General features: G+C 59.7%; 16 protein-coding genes. 7 read left to right on the plus strand and 9 right to left on the minus strand.

What is annotated here, in order from left to right; genetic code table 11:
- Positions 1–198 precede the first annotated feature (198 nt).
- From ureE to ATI02_RS12330, 5 genes are all read left to right on the plus strand, one after another.
- Entirely contained in the window at positions 199–699 is a 501-nt protein-coding gene (gene ureE / locus ATI02_RS12310; protein ID WP_095188300.1) for an urease accessory protein UreE, read from the plus strand.
- Complete coding sequence (locus tag ATI02_RS12315; protein WP_095188301.1) at positions 696–1,370, plus strand: urease accessory protein UreF; 675 nt, start codon at positions 696–698, stop codon at positions 1,368–1,370. Before ureE ends, ATI02_RS12315 begins: the two co-directional genes overlap by 4 nt.
- 23 nt (positions 1,371–1,393) lie before the next feature.
- Positions 1,394–2,008, plus strand: coding sequence for an urease accessory protein UreG (gene ureG / locus ATI02_RS12320; protein WP_100846414.1), 615 nt, complete (start codon positions 1,394–1,396; stop codon positions 2,006–2,008).
- 27 nt (positions 2,009–2,035) lie between these two features.
- Positions 2,036–2,608 (plus strand): HupE/UreJ family protein, encoded by a 573-nt coding sequence (locus ATI02_RS12325; RefSeq protein ID WP_095188303.1) that lies wholly within the window; start codon positions 2,036–2,038, stop codon positions 2,606–2,608.
- Positions 2,609–2,978: 370 nt separating this feature from the next.
- Positions 2,979–4,112 (plus strand): AGE family epimerase/isomerase, encoded by a 1,134-nt coding sequence (locus tag ATI02_RS12330; RefSeq protein WP_100846415.1) that lies wholly within the window; start codon positions 2,979–2,981, stop codon positions 4,110–4,112.
- Between the two features lie 95 nt (positions 4,113–4,207).
- On the opposite strand, the gene ATI02_RS12335 is transcribed toward ATI02_RS12330, so the two are convergent.
- From ATI02_RS12335 to amaB, 9 genes are all read right to left on the minus strand, one after another.
- Positions 4,208–5,113, minus strand: a complete 906-nt coding sequence (locus ATI02_RS12335) for a cation diffusion facilitator family transporter (RefSeq protein ID WP_095188305.1) — start codon at positions 5,111–5,113, stop codon at positions 4,208–4,210.
- A gap of 174 nt (positions 5,114–5,287) precedes the next feature.
- Positions 5,288–6,052, minus strand: a complete 765-nt coding sequence (locus tag ATI02_RS12340) for an SDR family oxidoreductase (protein ID WP_100846416.1) — start codon at positions 6,050–6,052, stop codon at positions 5,288–5,290.
- Positions 6,053–6,891: 839 nt separating this feature from the next.
- On the minus strand, positions 6,892–7,608 hold the full coding sequence (locus tag ATI02_RS12355) for an ABC transporter ATP-binding protein (RefSeq protein WP_095188307.1): 717 nt from the start codon (positions 7,606–7,608) through the stop codon (positions 6,892–6,894).
- A complete protein-coding gene (locus tag ATI02_RS12360; RefSeq protein ID WP_100846417.1) occupies positions 7,605–8,477 on the minus strand; it encodes an ABC transporter ATP-binding protein in 873 nt (290 codons plus the stop codon). Before ATI02_RS12360 ends, ATI02_RS12355 begins: the two co-directional genes overlap by 4 nt.
- Complete coding sequence (gene livM / locus ATI02_RS12365) at positions 8,474–9,775, minus strand: high-affinity branched-chain amino acid ABC transporter permease LivM (protein ID WP_095188309.1); 1,302 nt, start codon at positions 9,773–9,775, stop codon at positions 8,474–8,476. The genes ATI02_RS12360 and livM overlap by 4 nt, the downstream gene beginning before the upstream one ends.
- A gap of 3 nt (positions 9,776–9,778) precedes the next feature.
- Positions 9,779–10,693: an ABC transporter permease subunit gene (locus ATI02_RS12370; protein ID WP_016771918.1), complete on the minus strand. Its 915-nt coding sequence runs from the start codon at positions 10,691–10,693 to the stop codon at positions 9,779–9,781.
- 241 nt (positions 10,694–10,934) lie between these two features.
- The gene (locus ATI02_RS12375) at positions 10,935–12,068 is read right to left on the minus strand and encodes an ABC transporter substrate-binding protein (protein ID WP_007915892.1); all 1,134 of its coding nucleotides are present in this window, start codon (positions 12,066–12,068) and stop codon (positions 10,935–10,937) included.
- Positions 12,069–12,436: 368 nt separating this feature from the next.
- The gene (gene amaA / locus ATI02_RS12380) at positions 12,437–13,720 is read right to left on the minus strand and encodes an L-pipecolate oxidase (RefSeq protein WP_100846418.1); all 1,284 of its coding nucleotides are present in this window, start codon (positions 13,718–13,720) and stop codon (positions 12,437–12,439) included.
- A 156-nt stretch (positions 13,721–13,876) separates the two neighbouring features.
- Positions 13,877–15,367, minus strand: coding sequence for an L-piperidine-6-carboxylate dehydrogenase (amaB, locus tag ATI02_RS12385; RefSeq protein WP_100846419.1), 1,491 nt, complete (start codon positions 15,365–15,367; stop codon positions 13,877–13,879).
- Between the two features lie 163 nt (positions 15,368–15,530).
- Between amaB and ATI02_RS12390 the strand changes: the two genes are divergently transcribed.
- Together ATI02_RS12390 and pncB are read left to right on the plus strand one after the other, a co-directional pair.
- The gene (locus ATI02_RS12390) at positions 15,531–16,433 is read left to right on the plus strand and encodes a LysR family transcriptional regulator (protein ID WP_100846420.1); all 903 of its coding nucleotides are present in this window, start codon (positions 15,531–15,533) and stop codon (positions 16,431–16,433) included.
- A 212-nt stretch (positions 16,434–16,645) separates the two neighbouring features.
- Positions 16,646–17,869, plus strand: a complete 1,224-nt coding sequence (gene pncB / locus ATI02_RS12395) for a nicotinate phosphoribosyltransferase (protein WP_095187315.1) — start codon at positions 16,646–16,648, stop codon at positions 17,867–17,869.
- The last annotated feature ends 2 nt before the right edge of the window (positions 17,870–17,871 follow it).

The following is a 17,871-nucleotide window of genomic DNA, read 5'->3' on the forward strand; positions in this document are numbered from 1 at the left end:
AGCAAGCCCCCTCCCACAATTGGATCAGCGTCACGGCCTCCATTTGGTGCATGTAAAAATCTTCATGCACCAAAACCTCTCAAATCTCCGCAACATTTCGAAACATACACTACGATCCGACAGGGATTTCCTACATCTCGTCCGATTGGCAAGCCCCTTGCTCTAGCCTGAGTATTGTCCACTGCTGGAAGCTTTCCGATGCTGGTGATTCATCGCAGAATCGACCCTCAACCCGTCTGGGCCGCCGAGTTGCACCTGACCTTCGAAGCACGAAGCAAAAGCCGTTTGCGCTGTTTCAGTGCCGAGAACGAAGACGTCGGGTTGTTTTTGGAGCGCGGTCAGCCACCGTTGTATGACGGCGAATACCTACAGGCTGAAGACGGCCGGATCGTCCGCGTCTGCGCCCGCCCCGAGCAACTGCTGCACGTCACCTGTGCCAATGCTTTCGAACTGACCCGCGCCGCCTATCACCTGGGCAATCGCCACGTCGCCCTGCAAGTCGGTGACGGCTGGCTGCGCCTGCTCGACGACTACGTGCTCAAAGCCATGCTCGAACAGCTTGGCGCACAGGTCGAAGCGATTGAAGCCCCGTTTCAGCCGGAACACGGTGCCTACGGCGGCGGCCATCACCATTCGCGGCACGGCGACGAAGACTTCAACTACGCGCCCAAACTCCACCAGTTCGGCGTACGCCTGTGAATCCGGCCTGGGCGCTGCTGCGCCTGGCCAGTCCGCAATTGCCGATTGGCGGCTACAGCTATTCGCAGGGTCTGGAAATGGCGGTGGATAACGGCCGCGTGAACAACCCGGACAGCGCCAGGCGCTGGATCAGCGATCAACTGCTGCTCAACCTCGCCCGCTTCGAGGCGCCGTTGCTGCTTGCCCATTGCCTGGCCGCTGCCGAGGAAAACTGGGGCGAACTGCTGCAGATCTGCGAAACCCACCGCGCCAGCCGCGAGACCCGCGAGCTGCATCTGGAGAGCCGGCAGATGGGTTATTCGTTGCAGCAACTGCTCAACGGCTTGCCTGAACTCGACGCACCGGCACGCCACTTCCTCGATCAATGCGCCGAGCCGCACCTGGCCCTCGGCTGGGCTCTGGCGGCCCGCGCCTGGGGCATCAGCCCGCAGGACGCCCTCGCCGCGTGGCTGTGGAGCTGGCTGGAAAACCAGCTCGCCGTGTTGATGAAAACCCTGCCGCTGGGCCAGCAAGCCGCCCAGCGCCTGACCAGCGAATTGCTGCCGCTGCTGCAACAAGCCCAGCAGGACGCCACCCGAATCAACCCCGAACACATCGGCAGCGCTGCGTTCGGTCTGTCCCTGGCGTGCATGGCCCATGAGCGCCAGTACAGCCGACTGTTCCGTTCCTAGGGCCTGTTATTTTGGAGAAGCATATGAACACACAACCTCTGCGCGTCGGCATCGGCGGCCCGGTCGGTTCCGGCAAAACCGCGTTGACCCTGGCCCTGTGTCTGGCGCTGCGCGAGCGCTACAACCTCGCCGTAGTGACCAACGATATCTACACCCGCGAAGACGCCGATTTTCTGGTGCGCAACGAAGCGCTGGCGCCGGAACGGATCATCGGCGTGGAAACCGGCGGCTGCCCGCACACGGCAATCCGCGAAGACGCCTCGATCAACCTCGAAGCGGTGGATCAACTGAACCGGCGCTTCCCGGGGCTGGATCTGATTCTGGTGGAGTCCGGTGGCGACAACCTCTCGGCAACCTTCAGCCCGGAACTGTCCGACCTGACCATCTACGTGATTGACGTCTCGGCCGGCGACAAGCTGCCGCGCAAGGGCGGGCCCGGTATCTGCAAGTCCGACCTGCTGGTGATCAACAAGATTGACCTCGCGCCGCTGGTAGGCGCCTCGCTGGAAATGATGGACAGCGACACCAAACGCATGCGTAACGGCAAGCCGTTTGTGTTCAGCAACCAGAAAACCGGTCAGGGCCTGGACGACATCATCGCCTTCATCGAACGCCAGGGCCTGCTGAGCGCAGCCTGATTCACTTATCAACAAGGAAGCTTATCCATGACACTCAAACGCATTCTTGGCGCCGTGGCGCTGCTGCTGACCCCGGCGCTGGCCTTTGCTCACCCGGGCCATGGCGACAGCGGTTTGATCGCCGGTATCAGCCACCCGATTGGCGGACTCGACCATTTGCTGGCGATGATTGCCGTCGGTTTGTGGGCGGCTCAGCAACAAGGCGCGGCGCGTTGGGCGCTGCCATGTACGTTTGTCGGCACCATGCTGATAGGCGGCATGCTCGGTTTTGAAGGATTGGAATTGCCGGCACTGGAAAGCGGGATTGCTGCGTCGGTGTTGGCGTTGGGCCTGGCCGTAGCGCTGGCAGCGCGTCCGCCGCTGGTGATGGCGGTGGCGGCGACGGCATTGTTTGCGTTGTTCCATGGGGTGGCGCATGGGCTGGAGTTGCCGGACATGTCCAGTCCTTGGGCGTATGCCGCAGGCTTTGTGGCGGCGACTGCTGCGCTGCATGCTGCCGGTTATGCGGTGGTTCGCTTTCTGCCTCAGGCTGCGGCGCCATTGGTGCGTCTTGCAGGCGCGGCGTCGGCGATGACTGGGGCCTGGTTGCTGGCCGGCTGATTTTTTAGCGCCTGTGCTGGCCTCTTCGCGAGCAAGCCCGCTCCCACATTGGATTTGTGCCGTATACAAAACCTGTGGGAGCAGGCTTGCTCGCGAAGGCGGCCTGACAGACACCGTCTCTCTCTGGCCGTGCTCTCCCACACTGGATTTGTGCCGTATACAAAACCTGTGGGAGCGGGCTTGCTCGCGAAGGCGGCCTGACAGACACCGGGTCTCTCTGGCCGTGCTCTCCCACATTGGATTTGTGCTGTATACAAAACCTGTGGGAGCGGGCTTGCTCGCGAAGGCGGCCTGACAGACACCGGGTCTCTAAAGCCCGCTGCTCTGCTACCATGTCGCGCAATCGCCCCTGCCGTGACGACGTCCGCCAATGCCCCATGCTTCCCGCTCCAACTCCCTGCCTGAATTGACCGCCCTGTTCAGCGACGTGCAGCAGCACTTCGTCAACGTGATCGTGCCCCTCTGGCAAGGCCCGGGCTGGAACGCCGACATGGCGTTGCCTTATGAAGCGCTGGACGCCGCGCATCAACCATTGCCACCGCAACGCTATCGGGCGATGGCCTGCGCGCGGCAGCTGTACCTGTTTTCCAGCCTGATCGGGGTTGTGGATAACGCCGAAGTGCGCGCGGCGGCGCTGTTCCGTTCCCTGCAACGGCATTTCCACGACGCCGAGCACGGCGGCTGGTTCTACAGCATCGATCCACAGGGCAAACCGCTGGATCAGCGCAAGGATCTCTACACCCACGCGTTCATCCTGTTTGCCTGCGCACATTACTGGGAAAAGTCCCGTGAGCCGCTGGTGGAGTCGACGCTGAACGCCGCGCTGGAAGTCATCGGCCGACGCTTTGCCACCGGTGATGGCTTGTATGAGGCTTGCCTTGACCGCGACTGGATCACCCTGGAAACCGGCCCGCTGCAAAATCCGTTGATGCATCTGGCCGAAGCCTTCCTCGCCACCCTCGCCGTGCGTGAAGACGCGGCGACGCAACAGGCTTTGCTCGAGTTATGCACAGCCATGCACAAGCGCTTCGTCGACCCGCAACAGGGCGTGTTGATGGAGAAACCGCTGGGCGCTGTGGATAACTGGTACGAGCCGGGGCATCAGTTCGAGTGGTATTTCCTGCTCGAGTCTTCGCCGTTGTTGCGCGGCTCGAAACTGCATACGGCGCTGGATCGGGCGTTTGCGTTTACTGAACATCACGGGGTGGAACAACCGTCAGGCGCGGTGCGGGCGATGCTCGATCTGCGGCAGGATGGGCAGCCGAAGGATTCGACTCAACGAATCTGGGCGCAGGCGGAATATTTGCGTGCGCTGACCTTGCGTCAGGGCAGCGAGGCGGTGGTATTGCGTCAGTTGCAGGCATTGCAGCAGCGTTTTCTGCATGCCGGTGGCTGGCATGAATGCCGGGATGAGTTGGGTGAGGTGAGTCGCAAGGACATGCCTTCTACTACGCCGTATCACCTTGCGACTTGCTATAGCGGCCTGGCTGAATATTTGCGCTGACCGTTACACCGCTTTCGCGAGCAAGCCCGCTCCCACAGGAGAATGCATTCCAAATGTGGGAGCGGGCTTGCTCGCGAATGGCCGTTACACGATCTCTAGGCAATCCACTTTTTGTCGCCGGTAAAACTGATCGTCAACCAGCGCGCTGCGTCCGGTTTGCCCAGCTTCATCGAAATCTCCTCACGCAACGCGTCCAACTGACCGACGCTGCTCAGCGAATAGTCCGCCGGCAACACCACATGAATCTCGATAAACCGTGCCCGTCCGTGTTTCTGCACATACGACACGTAATCATCGAAACCATGCTCGACCTTCGCCGCCTCCATCACCTGACGTACCTGCTCATCCAGCGTATCCGGGGCGATACCCAAAACATCACGCAACGCCGGACCAAGAATCTTGAACGCCGGTGGCAGCATGGTCAGGGCCAATACGATCAGGATCAGCGGATCGACAAACTTCGCCCACTCGCCATAGCCCTGGGACTTGAGCAGCAGCGCCGCGAGGAAACTGATCAACAGGCCAACCGAGAGCATCGCATCCACCAGCCAACTGATGTTGTCGAACTGGATCAGACTGGATTTGAGCTTGCGATTGCGCCGGCGCACATAGAAGAAGTAGCCGAACTCGACCACGGTAAACACTGCCGCGTAGATGATCACCAGGCCCAGTTCGATCTCGCGGCCACCGTTGATGATGCCGAACACACCGTTGAGAAACGCGTAGATGGCGATCAACAGCAGGAAACTGCCTTCGATCAGCAGCACCATCGGCTCCAGATGCCAGAAGCCGAACTGGAAGCGGTGATTACTTTCCTTGGCGATCAACCTGGCAGTGATCAGCATCAGGACTTTGATGAATGTGGCGATCAGCGAAAAAAAGCCATCGAACAGGATGGATTGGGAGCCGGAAACAAAACCGGTGACGATCCCGGCGATCGCCACGGCGAACATCAGGATGGTCGATTGTTTGAGCAGCGACTGCTCACCTCGGTTACTCACTTTAACTCCTCAAAAAACCTTGAAAACCGCAGGGTGCGGTGGGGTTGTTACGAGAGGAGTTTACCTTATCGCCATGTTTTGACCGTTTTGGCCTCTTCGCGAGCAGGCTCGCTCCCACGTTGAAACGCATTCCAATGTGGGAGCGAGCCTGCTCGCGAATGCCTCAACCCGGTCTTAAGCCTTGTTACGCTCGATGGCAAAACCCGCCCAGGTCTGGCTCACCGGCATCAACTCCAGGCTGTTGATGTTGATGTGCGCTGGCGTATTCATCACCCAGAAAATCGTTTCGGCGATGTCCTGCGGCTGGATCGGCTCGGCACCGGCGTAGGTCGCGTTGTAGCGCTCCTGGTCACCGGCAAAGCGCACCAGCGAGAACTCGCTCTCGCACAGCCCAGGCTCGATGTTGCTGACCCGCACGCCCGTGCCCTGCAAATCGCAGCGCAGGTTCAGCGAGAACTGTTTAACGAACGCCTTGGTCGCGCCATACACGTGGCTGCCCGGGTACGGATAGTTACCGGCGATGGAGCCGAGGTTGATGATGCCGGCGCCACGGCCATGGGCGATCAGGCGCGGCAACAGCAGACGGGTGGCATACATCAGGCCTTTGACATTGGTGTCGACCATGGTGTCCCAGTCATCCAGATCGCATTTCGGCGCAGGATCCACACCCAGCGCCAGCCCGGCGTTGTTGATCAGGCCGCGCAGCTTGGCGAACGATGGCGGCAGGTTGGCAATCGCCTCTTCCATCGCCTTGCGGTCACGCACATCGAGCACCAGGCCATGCACTTCAGTCTGCTTCGACAGTTCGGCGCACAGCGCGTTGAGGCGTTCTTCACGACGGCCGGTCAGCACCAGTTTCCAGCCAGCCTCGGCAAAACGACGGGCACAGGCTTCGCCAAAACCGGACGTCGCGCCGGTGATAAACAGGGTGTTGGACATCGTGTTCTCCTTGCTTCGGCCACCGGAGCAGCCCTTGGAATAGAAAATCAGCGGCCAGCATGCCCGGCCCCGCAATCACCGGCAACTCTTCTAACCTGTATAAAAAACAACCAATCGCGGCAACGCTATGTCTGGCGTGGCCTGTAGCCATGTGCACGCACGTTATCCACAGTCCCTTCCACAGTTTCCGGGGGCAAGTGGAAACGCGCAAAGCCGCGCCACACAAGGCTTTGCGGCGCAAATGGAAAGTTTTTTGCTTGACCCTGAAGTGGCAGATGTGCGGGACATGGCATTTTGCACGACCCGGCAATCCCCTCAGTGATTGCGCGAGGCCAGTAATTACGGCCCTTAGCGCGGTCTTTCCAGAGTTTAATCACAGACTTATCCACAGGCTTGCCTCCCTGCAATTACCTGTTCCGGGGTGACTATAAAAAGGTTGACAACGGTGCGTATCGCTATCGTAAAAACGCTTGATCAAAAAACACCCACCACGCTATAAGCCACGGTTTAAAAGGCCTTCAGCCAGCTACTCCCACGTTATTCACAGCCAGCTCCACAGCAAACGGGGACAAGTCAAAACTGTGGAAAAACAGCCATTTGCAGCGTCTATATGTCGCGCTTTGGCAGGTAGCGGAATTTGTTTTCCACAATTTCAAAATCCGCTTGATGTCATGGCTGGATTCCATGTAAGAGCTGCCGCAGGCTGCGATCTTTTGATCTTGCTTTCAAAGATCAAAAGATCGCAGCCTGCGGCAGTTCCTACAGGGTTTTGCAGGATTTTGGAGATGTAAAAAGCCCCGGGACTTGCGTCGCCGGGGCTGTGTGTATCTGGGGATCAGTCAGTGCCCGCCCAGATAGGCGTTACGCACCTCCTCGTTCACCAGCAACTCCTTGCCGGTGCCGGTCAGGCGAATCTCGCCGTTGACCATCACATAGGCCCGATCCGACAGCTTCAACGCATGGTTGGCGTTCTGCTCGACGAGGAAAATGGTCATACCGGTTTTCGCCAGTTCACGTAGCGTCGCGAAGATCTGCTTCACCACGATCGGCGCCAGGCCCAGGCTCGGCTCATCGAGCAGCAACAACTTCGGCCGACTCATCAATGCGCGGGCGATGGCGAGCATTTGCTGCTCGCCGCCGGACATGGTCATCGCTCGTTGGTTACGCCGCTCTTCCAGCCGCGGGAACAGCTCGAACATCCGTTGCATATCCTCTTTGGCGTACTTGTCGCCAATCGGAATGGTGCCCATCAGCAGGTTTTCCTCGACGGTCATGTCGGGGAACACCCGCCGGCCTTCCGGCGACTGGGCGATACCGTTGGAGGCGATGTAGTGCGAGGACTTGTGGGTAATGTCGACGCCTTGATAAAGGATCTGCCCACTCGCCGCCCGTGGCTGGCCAAAGATCGACATCAGCAACGTCGACTTGCCCGCACCGTTGGAGCCGATCAGGCTGACGGTTTCGCCTTCGTTGATCTGCAGCGAAACGCCCTTGAGGGCCTGGATCGGGCCGTAGAACACGTCCAGGTTTTTCAGTTCGAGGATCGGTTGGCTCATACCAGTTCCTCTTCGTCTGCGCCCAGGTAGGCCGCGATCACTTTCGGATCGTTACGGATGGCTTCAGGCCCGCCTTCGGCGATAACGACGCCGTGGTCCAGCACCACGATGTGGTCGGAAATGCTCATGACCATGCCCATGTCGTGTTCGATCAGCACCACGGTCAGATCATGCTCGTCGCGCAGCAGCCGGATCATCGCGCTCAGCGCTTCGGTTTCCTGAGGGTTGAGGCCGGCGGCCGGTTCGTCGAGGCAGATGATCTGCGGCCGCGTGCACATGGCCCGGGCAATCTCCAGACGGCGTTGCTGGCCGTAAGAGAGTTCACCGGCCAGACGGTTGGCGCAGTCCACCAGATCGACCACTTCCAGCCAGTAGAACGCGCAATCGAGTGCGTCGCTTTCGACCTTGCGATAGCCCTTGGTGTTGAGGATGCCGGCGAGCATGTTGCGGTTGACCCACATGTGTTGGGCCACCAGCAGGTTTTCCAGCACCGACATTTCCTTGAACAGGCGAATGTTCTGGAAAGTCCGCGCCAGGCCTGCACGGTTAACCAGGTGAGTCCCACCGAACATCTTGTAGTACATACGACTGAGGAAGGATTTCGGCGAAACAAAATCGGTCGGCTTGAACGACTCGCCCAACAACTGGATGACGTTGGTCTGCTGGCCACGCACGTTGAGTTCGATCTTGCCGCCAGAGGCCTTGTAGAACCCGGTCAGGCAGTTGAACACCGTGGTCTTGCCGGCGCCGTTGGGGCCGATCAGGGCGAAGATCGAATTGCGTTTGACCTTCAGGCTGACATCGCTCAAGGCCTTGATGCCGCCGAAATGCATCATCAGTTTTTCAACAGAGAGTACGACTTCACTCATGGCGCAGTCCTCTCATAGTGAATGGCACCTTTGCGTGGAGTGACCCCGGTACGGCTGATGCGAATCAGCCCGCGTGGTCGCCAGATCATCATCAACACCATCAGGATGCCGAACAGCAGCACGCGATACTCGGCGAAGCTGCGCAGCAGTTCCGGGGCGACGGTCAACACGAAGGCTGCGATCACCACGCCGATGGTCGAACCCATGCCGCCGAGCACGACGATGGCGAGGATCAGCGCCGATTCGAAGAAGGTGAACGAGGTCGGGTTGACGAAGCCTTGATACGTGGCAAAAAACACCCCGGCCAGACCGGCAGTCGAGGCACCGATGGTGAACGCCGAAAGCTTGACCAGTACGTGGTTAAGGCCCATCGAACGGCAGGCAATCTCGTCTTCACGCAGTGCTTCCCAGGCACGCCCCACAGGCATTTTCACCAGACGATGCTTGATGTACAGCACGGCCAGTACCACCAGGAACAACACCGCGTAGATGAAATAATACTTCACGTCCGGGTTGTAGGCGATGCCGAAGAACTCGTGAAACGGCACCCCGCCATCCTTGGCCCGCTTGCCGAATTCCAGACCGAAGAACGTCGGCAGTGGCGCCGGCATACCGTTCGGGCCACCGGTCAGGGACAGCCAGTTGTTGAGGACCAGGCGAATGATTTCACCGAAGCCCAGGGTCACGATCGCCAGATAGTCGCCGTGCAGGCGCAGTACCGGGAAACCGAGGATGCAGCCGGCCAGCCCCGCCGTGATCGCCGCCAGCGGCAGCACCGTCCAGAAGCCCAGGCCGAGGTACTGGTAACCAAGCGCCAGACCGTAAGCACCGATGGCGTAGAACGCCACGTAACCGAGGTCGAGCAGACCGGCAAGACCGACCACGATATTCAGCCCCAACCCGAGCAGCACGTAGATCAAGCCAAGGATGACCACGCCCAGCAGATAGGAGTTGGAAACGAACGGCACCGCCACAGCAATCACAATCAGCAGCGGGATGATCCAGCGCAGGCTTGATTTGTGATCGGCCGGCAGCACATGCACACCGGAACCGGTGCTCTCGAATCCGTCGAGAATCTTCAGGCCCTTGGGCGTTTGCAAAAACAGGCTGAGGGCAAACCGGCCGACCATGACGATGCCGATAATCCACGCCACGCGGGTCGTCTCGAGGTTGAAGCTGTAACCGTCGAGCACCACGCCGACAATCGGGCCGAATACGATCAGGGCAATCAGGCCGGCCAGAATCGCCTCAACCAGGCTTTTTTTGATATCGATGTTTTTTTGAGTGGTTGAAGACATCGCTTACACCTTCGACACAAGAGGACGGCCCAACAGGCCCTGCGGCCGGAAGACCAGAACAAGTACGAGCAGCGAGAAGCTGAACACGTCTTTGTAGTCGGAGTTGACCAGACCGGAGAACAGCGACTCGGAGATCCCGAGGATGATCCCGCCGAGCATGGCCCCGGGCAGCGAACCGATCCCGCCGAGCACCGCCGCGGTGAACGCCTTGATGCCGATAATGAAGCCGGCATAGAAGTCGAAAGTGCCGTAGTTCATGGTGATCAGCACGCCGGCCAATGCCGCCATGGCCGCACCGATGATGAACACGTAGGAAATCACCCGGTCGGTGTTGATCCCCAGGATCGAGGCCATCTTGCGGTCTTGCTGAGTGGCGCGGCACATGCGGCCGAGCTTGGTGTACTTGATCACGTAGGTCAGCAGGCCCATGCCCACAAACGCCGCGATCAGAATGAACACCTTGGTGTAGGTCAGTTGCACGAAGCCCGTGCCGACTTCGACTCGCCACGCACCGGTCAGCAGGGTTGGCACGCCCTGTTGTTTGGCGCCTTGGGCAATCTGTGCATAGTTTTGCAGGATCAGGGAGATACCGATGGCGCTGATCAGCGGTGCCAGTCGGGTGGAGTTGCGCAGGGGTTTGTAGGCAACACGCTCGATGACCCAGCCATACACCGCCGTGACGACGATGGTGAAGATCAGCGTGCCGAGCATCAGCAGCGGGAAGGATTCGATACCGAAGTACGCCAGCAGCGCCAGACTGATTGCCGCCAGGTAAGCGGAAATCATATAAACCTCGCCATGGGCGAAGTTGATCATGCCGATGATGCCGTAGACCATTGTGTAGCCGATGGCGATCAGGCCATAGACCGACCCGAGGGTCAGGCCGTTGACCAGTTGCTGCAGGAAAATACCATCCATAACGCAATCTCACGCAGTGAGAACCTGCACACCCTGAGGTGTGCGGCTCTTCTAGGAAAAATACAGATTTACGTCGGAGTAATGTCAGCCACGATCCGCCCGTCCCACACCGTTCCTGTGGGAGCGAGCCTGCTCGCGAATGCGGTCGATCATTCAACACATGTGTTGGCAGTCATTCCGTCTTCGCGAGCAGGCTCGCTCCCACATTGGATTGGTGGGGTTCAAACGATCACGTCAGCCCTTACTTCTGTTTTTCCAGCTGGTGATATTTGCCGTCCTTGTCCCACTGGTAAACCACGTAGTCGGAGACTTTCAGGTCGCCCTTGGAGTCCCAGGTCTTCTCGCCCATGACGGTCTTGACCGGGTTTTTCTTCAGCCATGCAGCGGCTTCTTCGCCCTTGTTGGACTTGGCGCCGTTGAAGGCGGCAGCCAGGGTCTGGACCGAGGCGTAGGCGTACAGGGTGTAGCCTTCTGGTTCGGTGCCGGCCTTGCGGAACGCGTCTACCACGGTCTTGCTGTCTGGCAGCAGGCGTGGGTCGGCGCCGAAGGTCATCAGTACGCCATCGACGAATTGTGGGCCGCCAGCGGTGGTGACCAGTTCGTCAGTGACGATGCCGTCATCGGACATGAACTTGACGTCTTTCAGGCCCTGCTCACGCAGTTGGCGCACCAGCGGGCCGGCTTCCGGGTGCAGACCACCGAAGTAGACGACATCGGCGCCAGCGCCACGGATTTTGGTAACGATGGTGCTGAAGTCTTTTTCACCACGGGTCAGGCCTTCATACAGGACCGGAGTGACGCCGCGCTTGACCAGTTGTGCCTTGGTGGCATCCGCCAGACCCTGGCCATAAGTGTCTTTGTCGTGCAGCACGACAACCTTTTTGCCCTTGAGCACGTCGACGATGTAGTCACCGGCGACGATGCCTTGCTGGTCATCACGCCCGCACATACGGAACATGGCGCTCAGGCCACGCTCGGTCACCTGTGGGTTGGTGGAACCCGGGGTGATCGCGATGATGCCGGCTTCGTCGTAGATTTCCGACGCTGGAATGGTCGAAGAGGAGCAGAAGTGGCCGACCACACCGGCAACTTTCTGGTTGGTGAGGTCCTTGGCGACCGTTACGGCCTGCTTCGGTTCGCAGGCGTCATCGCCCTTGACCAGTACGATTTTCTCCCCGTTGACGCCGCCCGCCGCGTTGACTGCGTCCGCCGCTGCCTGTGCACCCTTCATGTACTGCTCGCCAAATGCCGCGTTGGCGCCCGTCATTGGACCCGCTACACCGATTTTCACATCAGCTTGAGCAAACGCAGAAACACCCAACGCAGTAGCCACTGCGAGGGCCAGAAAGCCTTTCTTGTAAAACGTCTGGGACATGAGGTGGTGCTCCAAGGTTTTTTTTAATTGGCACTGCGACTTCACTTCTCTTGATGCTCAGAGCAAGGGCCGTGCCATCGGTTTTTTATTCTTCAAAAAGTCGCTGCTTTCTTGTTATTTCGACTGTTTCGTTCCCATTTTCATTGGGCGTGCAACCGTCTAAACCGCGGAAGGTGAAACCATTTATTTTTTCAGGCGCAACCCGCACGCGCCATCATTGCAACCGCGGCGCCAAACGACGTGCAACCAGCCTGTAACAGCCCGCGTCACCGAACTGCACACTGCTGGTGCGGGACTGCTACAACCCGCACCATTACAGGCTAGTCGCTGCATCGAAAAGCGCTGCTTCCAGCAACATATTTCAACACTCAAATGACGATGCGCAGGCACTGGCCTGCGTGATACAGCGAGAACCCGGCCTCGTACAGACAACTGCGCAAGCCCACACCGCTCAAGGGCTGCATCGGTGCAAAGGGAATCGGCAGGGCCTGCAGATTTGTGTCACACAGGTAGTCGGCGAACGCCTTGCCGACCACGGTGCCGGTGGTCACGCCACGGCCGTTGTAGCCGGTAACCGCCACCAGACCGGGTGCCGGTTCGAACAGCCGCATCAAGTGATCGGGCGTGAACGCAATGCGCCCGGTCCAGGTGCACTCCCACTCGACGGGTTTCAAATTGGGGAAGTAATGCTGCTGCACCCGGTCGGCCCAGGCCTTGAGGAACCAGGTGGGTTTCTGATTGCCGTTGCCGAGGCTGCCAAGCAACAAGCGCCCTTCCTTGTCACGGCGGATGCTGCTCAATACCTGACGGGTGTCCCACGAGCCCTGCCCGCCCGGAAGAATTTCCTGCGCGGCGTCTTCGGTCAGCGGCACCGAGGCGACCTGATAGTAGTAACCGGGGAAGAAGTTGCGCTTGAGCTCGGTCCAGTCGCCTTCGGTGTAGGCGTTGGAGGCGATGACCACCTGCTCGGCCAGTACCGAGCCGTGCTCGGTCTGCACCGACCATTTCTGCCCTACGCGTTCGAGACGGATGACCGGGGAATGATCGAACATCTGCCCGCCCAGTCCGATCACCGCGTTGGCCAGCCCGGTGACATAAGCCATCGGATTGAGCGTCCCGGCACGACGGTCAAGCAGAGCGGCGGCAATCTTTTGCGTGCCGGTGGCTTGCTCGCAGGCCTTGCCAGTCAATAATTCGACCGTTGCGCCGCGGCGCTTCCATTGTTGCTCGCGACTGCGCAGATCCGCTTCGCCCTTGGCGTTGTGTGCCATGTGCAGGGTGCCTTCGCGGCGCAACTGGCAATCAATGTTGTACTTATCCACAAGGCTGAACACCAGCGCCGGTGCCGCACCGAGCATGCGGTTGAGCTGGCTGCCGACCTCCAGGCCGAACCCGGCTTCGATCTCGTCCGGCGGGATCCACATCCCGGCGTTGACCAGCCCGACGTTGCGTCCGGAACCGCCGTGACCGGCGCGATGGGCTTCCAGCACGCAGACCGTCTTGCCCTTTTCCAACAGATGCAGCGCCGCCGACAACCCGGTGAACCCGGCGCCGATCACGCAGACATCGACTTTGACTTCACCCTTGAGCGCCGTGTTATCGGGCCTTTGCGGCGTAAGTTGTTCCCACAGACATTCTTCGCGTAACGGCATTGCCAGACTCCAACAGAAACCTAACAAACACTGCATACCCTGTGGGAGCGAGCCTGCTCGCGAAAGCGGTATATCAGTCAACATCTATGTCGACTGACCCACTGCATTCGCGAGCAGGCTCGCTCCCACAAGGGGATCTCCACCTGACCGAAGGACTCAATCGAAGGTAATGCCCTGCGCCAGTGGCAGCTCCAGCGAATAGTTCACGGTATTGGTCTGGCGGCGCATGTACGCGCGCCATGCATCCGAACCCGACTCACGACCGCCACCGGTCTCTTTCTCGCCACCAAACGCGCCGCCGATTTCCGCGCCGCTCGGGCCGATGTTGACGTTGGCAATGCCGCAGTCGCTGCCGATCGCCGACATGAACTGCTCGGCCTCGCGCACATCGGTGGTGAAGATGCACGACGACAGGCCTTGCGGTACCGCGTTGTTCAGGCGCAGCGCTTCCTGGAAGTCGTTGTAGCCGACCACATACAGAATCGGCGCGAAGGTTTCGCTGCAGACCACATCGCTCTGCTCCGGCATTTCCACAATCGCCGGCGAGACGTAGTACGCGTGCGGGAACTGCTCCTCCAGTTGACGCTTGCCGCCAAACACCCGGCCGCCCTCGCTCAACGCCTGCTCCAGGGCATCCTGCATGTTTTCGAAGCTGTGTTTGTCGATCAGCGGACCGACCAGATTGCCTTCCAGCGGATGGCCGATACGCACTTTGGCGTACGCGGCTTTGAGGCGGCTGACGATTTCTTCTTTCACCGATTCATGGGCGATCAGGCGACGCAGCGTGGTGCAGCGCTGACCGGCGGTGCCGACCGCGCTGAACAGGATGGCGCGCACGGCCATGTCCAGATCGGCGCTCGGGCCGAGGATCATCGCGTTGTTGCCGCCCAATTCAAGGATGCTGCGGGCAAAACGCGCGGCGACTTTCGGCGCGACTTCGCGGCCCATGCGGGTGCTGCCGGTGGCGCTGATCAACGCGACACGCGGGTCATCGACCAGCGCTTCACCAGCGTCACGGCCACCGATGATCACTTGGCACAGGTTTGCCGGGGCATCAGTGAAATTCTTCACCACGCGGTCGAACAGCGCCTGACAGGCTAGCGCCGTCAGCGGGGTTTTCTCCGACGGTTTCCATACCACCGGGTTGCCGCAGACCAGCGCCAGCGTGGTGTTCCACGCCCACACCGCGACCGGGAAGTTGAACGCACTGATCACGCCAACCACGCCCAGCGGATGCCAGGTCTCCCGCATGTGGTGGCCCGGGCGCTCGGAGGCAATGGTCAAACCGTACAACTGGCGCGACAGACCGACGGCGAAGTCACAGATGTCGATCATCTCCTGCACTTCACCCAAACCTTCCTGAGTGATCTTACCGGCCTCCCACGACACCAGCTCGCCAAGATCCGCCTTGTACTCGCGCAGCACTTCACCGAATTGACGCACCAGTTCACCGCGACGCGGGGCCGGCACCTTGCGCCATGCCTCGAACGCATGATCTGCGCGACTGATGTGCTGCTCGACTTCGGCCGGGCCTTCCCAGTTCACGGCGGCGATGCGGCTGCCGTCGATCGGCGAATGCACCGGCACTTTGCCGTTCTGATAAAGGGCCGGGTTCACACCAAGACGATCAAGCAATGCGGCAACCATGGGTCACTCCTCAAGCAAAAAACTGAATGTGTGCGGTCGCCATTTCACGACCGGGCAGGCCTTTAGTTGTAGCGTCAGTACGGCGAGGCAACAAACGACCTTTACGCGAGATATCATTCCGTTTATTCATGCTGCGCATAGAAAGACAAGAAAAGGATCCGCCATGCTGAACAAACGCCACTTGCCATCGATCACCGCGCTGCAGTGCTTCGAGGCCGTGACCCGGCACCTGAGTTTTACCCGGGCTGCCGAGGAACTGAACCTGACCCAGAGCGCAGTCAGTAAACAGGTCGCGCAGCTTGAGGAATTGTTGCAGCACTTGTTGTTCCGTCGGGTACGCCGCCGCTTGCAGATGACCCCGGCCGGGGATTTGTACTTGGTGGAGGTCAGAAAAATCCTTACCCAGGTTGAGATGTCGACGCATTACCTGCGTTCCTACGGCGGTGAGACCGAAGTCCTGCGGGTTTCCACACCCTCGACCTTCGGCGCCCGCTGGCTGGTGCCACGCTTGAAAGGCTGGCGCTTGCGCCATCCGTCAATCCATCTGGATTTGTGCAACGAGCAGGAGGCGGACGATTTGCTCCAAGGGCGCAGCGATCTGGCGTTCTACTACGGCCAGGGTTCGCGCCCCGGCACCGAATGCCTGAAGCTGTTCGGCGAAGAGCTGGTGCCGGTCTGCGCGCCGGGCAGTCTGCCTGATACGCCGTTCACTGATCCGACGCAACTCACCGATCTGGTGCTGCTGCAAAATGCGTCGCGCCCGCAAGCGTGGCACGACTGGTTCGACAGTCAGGGCTACCAGACCGAGCACAGCTACCACGGGCCGCGTTTCGAAACCTTCTATATGTGCATTCGCGCGGCGCAAGTCGGCTGCGGCGTGGCGTTGCTGCCACGGTTTCTGGTGGAAGAGGAATTGGCCGACGGCAAACTGGTCATTCCCTGGCAGCATGCAATGCCCAGCACCGACGCCTATTACCTGGCGTACCCAGAACACGCGGCGGAAGTGCCCAAAGTGCGCGACTTCGTAAAGTGGATGCTGGAGCAGATCGACAATCCGAATGACTGACCCGATTGAAAACTGTGGGAGCGAGCCTGCTCGCGAAGAGGCCGGCACATTCAGTATCAATGTTGACTGAAATGACGCCTTCGCGAGCAGGCTCGCTCCCACAAGGTTCTGCAGTGATCTAAAAAATTACTGGCAATCTTCGTCGCTGATATGCGCCACTAGCGCCATTGATTGAGACCGCGCAACGGCGCGGCGCACCTGGAGACCCCGTTATGAGCGAGAGCGTGTTTGCCGATCGCATCGTGCAGAACCTGCTCGACACCGACTTCTACAAGCTGACGATGATGCAGGCGGTGCTGCACAACTACCCCAACGTCGAAGTCGAATGGGAGTTTCGTTGCCGTAACAGCGAGGATCTGCGCCCGTATCTGGCCGAGATCCGCTATCAGATCGAGCGTCTGGCCGAGTTGAGCCTGAGTGCCGATCAGTTGAGTTTTCTTGAGCGCATCAGCTTCCTCAAACCGGACTTCCTGCGTTTCCTCGGCCTGTTCCGCTTCAACCTGCGCTACCTGCATACGGGCATCGAGAACGGCGAGTTATTCATCCGCCTGCGTGGGCCATGGTTGCACGTGATCCTCTACGAAGTGCCGCTGCTGGCGATCGTCAGCGAGGTGCGCAACCGCTATCGCTACCGCGAAACCGTGCTTGAGCAGGCACGTGAGCAACTCTATCGCAAGTTCGACTGGCTGACCGCTAACGCCTCGGCCGATGAGTTATCGCAATTGCAGGTCGCCGATTTCGGCACCCGCCGCAGGTTTTCCTACCGCGTGCAGGAAGAAGTGGTCAACGTGCTCAAGCACGATTTCCCTGGGCGCTTCGTCGGCACCAGCAACGTGCACTTGTCCCGCGAGCTGGACATGAAACCGCTGGGCACCATGGCCCACGAGTGGATCATGGCGCATCAGCAACTTGGCCCACGGCTGATCGACAGCCAGATCGCCGCACTTGACTGCTGGGTGCGCGAGTACCGGGGTTTGCTGGGCATCGCCCTGACCGACTGCATCACCACCGATGCCTTCCTCGGTGATTTCGACCTGTTCTTCGCCAAGCTTTTCGATGGCTTGCGCCACGATTCCGGTGACCCTGTGGCCTGGGGTGAAAAATGCATCGCCCACTATCACAAGCTCGGCATCGATCCGATGAGCAAGACCCTGGTGTTCTCCGACAGCCTGACCCTGCCCAAGTCGCTGGAAATATTCCGCGCGCTGCACGGTCGGATCAACGTGAGCTTCGGCATCGGCACCAACCTCACTTGTGATATTCCGGGTGTCGAACCGATGAGCATCGTGCTTAAAATGACCGCCTGCAACGGCCAAGCGGTGGCGAAGATCTCCGACGAGCCAGGCAAGACCCACTGCAAAGACCCGAATTTTGTTGCCTATTTGCGACACGTTTTCCAGGTTCCTGCCGATTCCAGTCTATCTAGCAAGGAGTGAAT

This window comes from Pseudomonas baetica (assembly GCF_002813455.1).
GTDB lineage: Bacteria > Pseudomonadota > Gammaproteobacteria > Pseudomonadales > Pseudomonadaceae > Aquipseudomonas > Aquipseudomonas baetica.

What these genes read in the sequence shown, in the direction of transcription:
- ureE (WP_095188300.1), top strand. Translation starts at nt 199, where the DNA reads ATGCTGGTGATTCATCGCAGAATCGACCCTCAACCCGTCTGGGCCGCC.
- ureG (WP_100846414.1), top strand. Translation starts at nt 1,394, where the DNA reads ATGAACACACAACCTCTGCGCGTCGGCATCGGCGGCCCGGTCGGTTCC.
- ATI02_RS12325 (WP_095188303.1), top strand. Translation starts at nt 2,036, where the DNA reads ATGACACTCAAACGCATTCTTGGCGCCGTGGCGCTGCTGCTGACCCCG.
- ATI02_RS12330 (WP_100846415.1), top strand. Translation starts at nt 2,979, where the DNA reads ATGCCCCATGCTTCCCGCTCCAACTCCCTGCCTGAATTGACCGCCCTG.
- ATI02_RS12340 (WP_100846416.1), bottom strand. Translation starts at nt 6,052, where the DNA reads ATGTCCAACACCCTGTTTATCACCGGCGCGACGTCCGGTTTTGGCGAA.
- ATI02_RS12355 (WP_095188307.1), bottom strand. Translation starts at nt 7,608, where the DNA reads ATGAGCCAACCGATCCTCGAACTGAAAAACCTGGACGTGTTCTACGGC.
- ATI02_RS12360 (WP_100846417.1), bottom strand. Translation starts at nt 8,477, where the DNA reads ATGAGTGAAGTCGTACTCTCTGTTGAAAAACTGATGATGCATTTCGGC.
- livM (WP_095188309.1), bottom strand. Translation starts at nt 9,775, where the DNA reads ATGTCTTCAACCACTCAAAAAAACATCGATATCAAAAAAAGCCTGGTT.
- ATI02_RS12370 (WP_016771918.1), bottom strand. Translation starts at nt 10,693, where the DNA reads ATGGATGGTATTTTCCTGCAGCAACTGGTCAACGGCCTGACCCTCGGG.
- ATI02_RS12375 (WP_007915892.1), bottom strand. Translation starts at nt 12,068, where the DNA reads ATGTCCCAGACGTTTTACAAGAAAGGCTTTCTGGCCCTCGCAGTGGCT.
- amaA (WP_100846418.1), bottom strand. Translation starts at nt 13,720, where the DNA reads ATGCCGTTACGCGAAGAATGTCTGTGGGAACAACTTACGCCGCAAAGG.
- amaB (WP_100846419.1), bottom strand. Translation starts at nt 15,367, where the DNA reads ATGGTTGCCGCATTGCTTGATCGTCTTGGTGTGAACCCGGCCCTTTAT.
- ATI02_RS12390 (WP_100846420.1), top strand. Translation starts at nt 15,531, where the DNA reads ATGCTGAACAAACGCCACTTGCCATCGATCACCGCGCTGCAGTGCTTC.
- pncB (WP_095187315.1), top strand. Translation starts at nt 16,646, where the DNA reads ATGAGCGAGAGCGTGTTTGCCGATCGCATCGTGCAGAACCTGCTCGAC.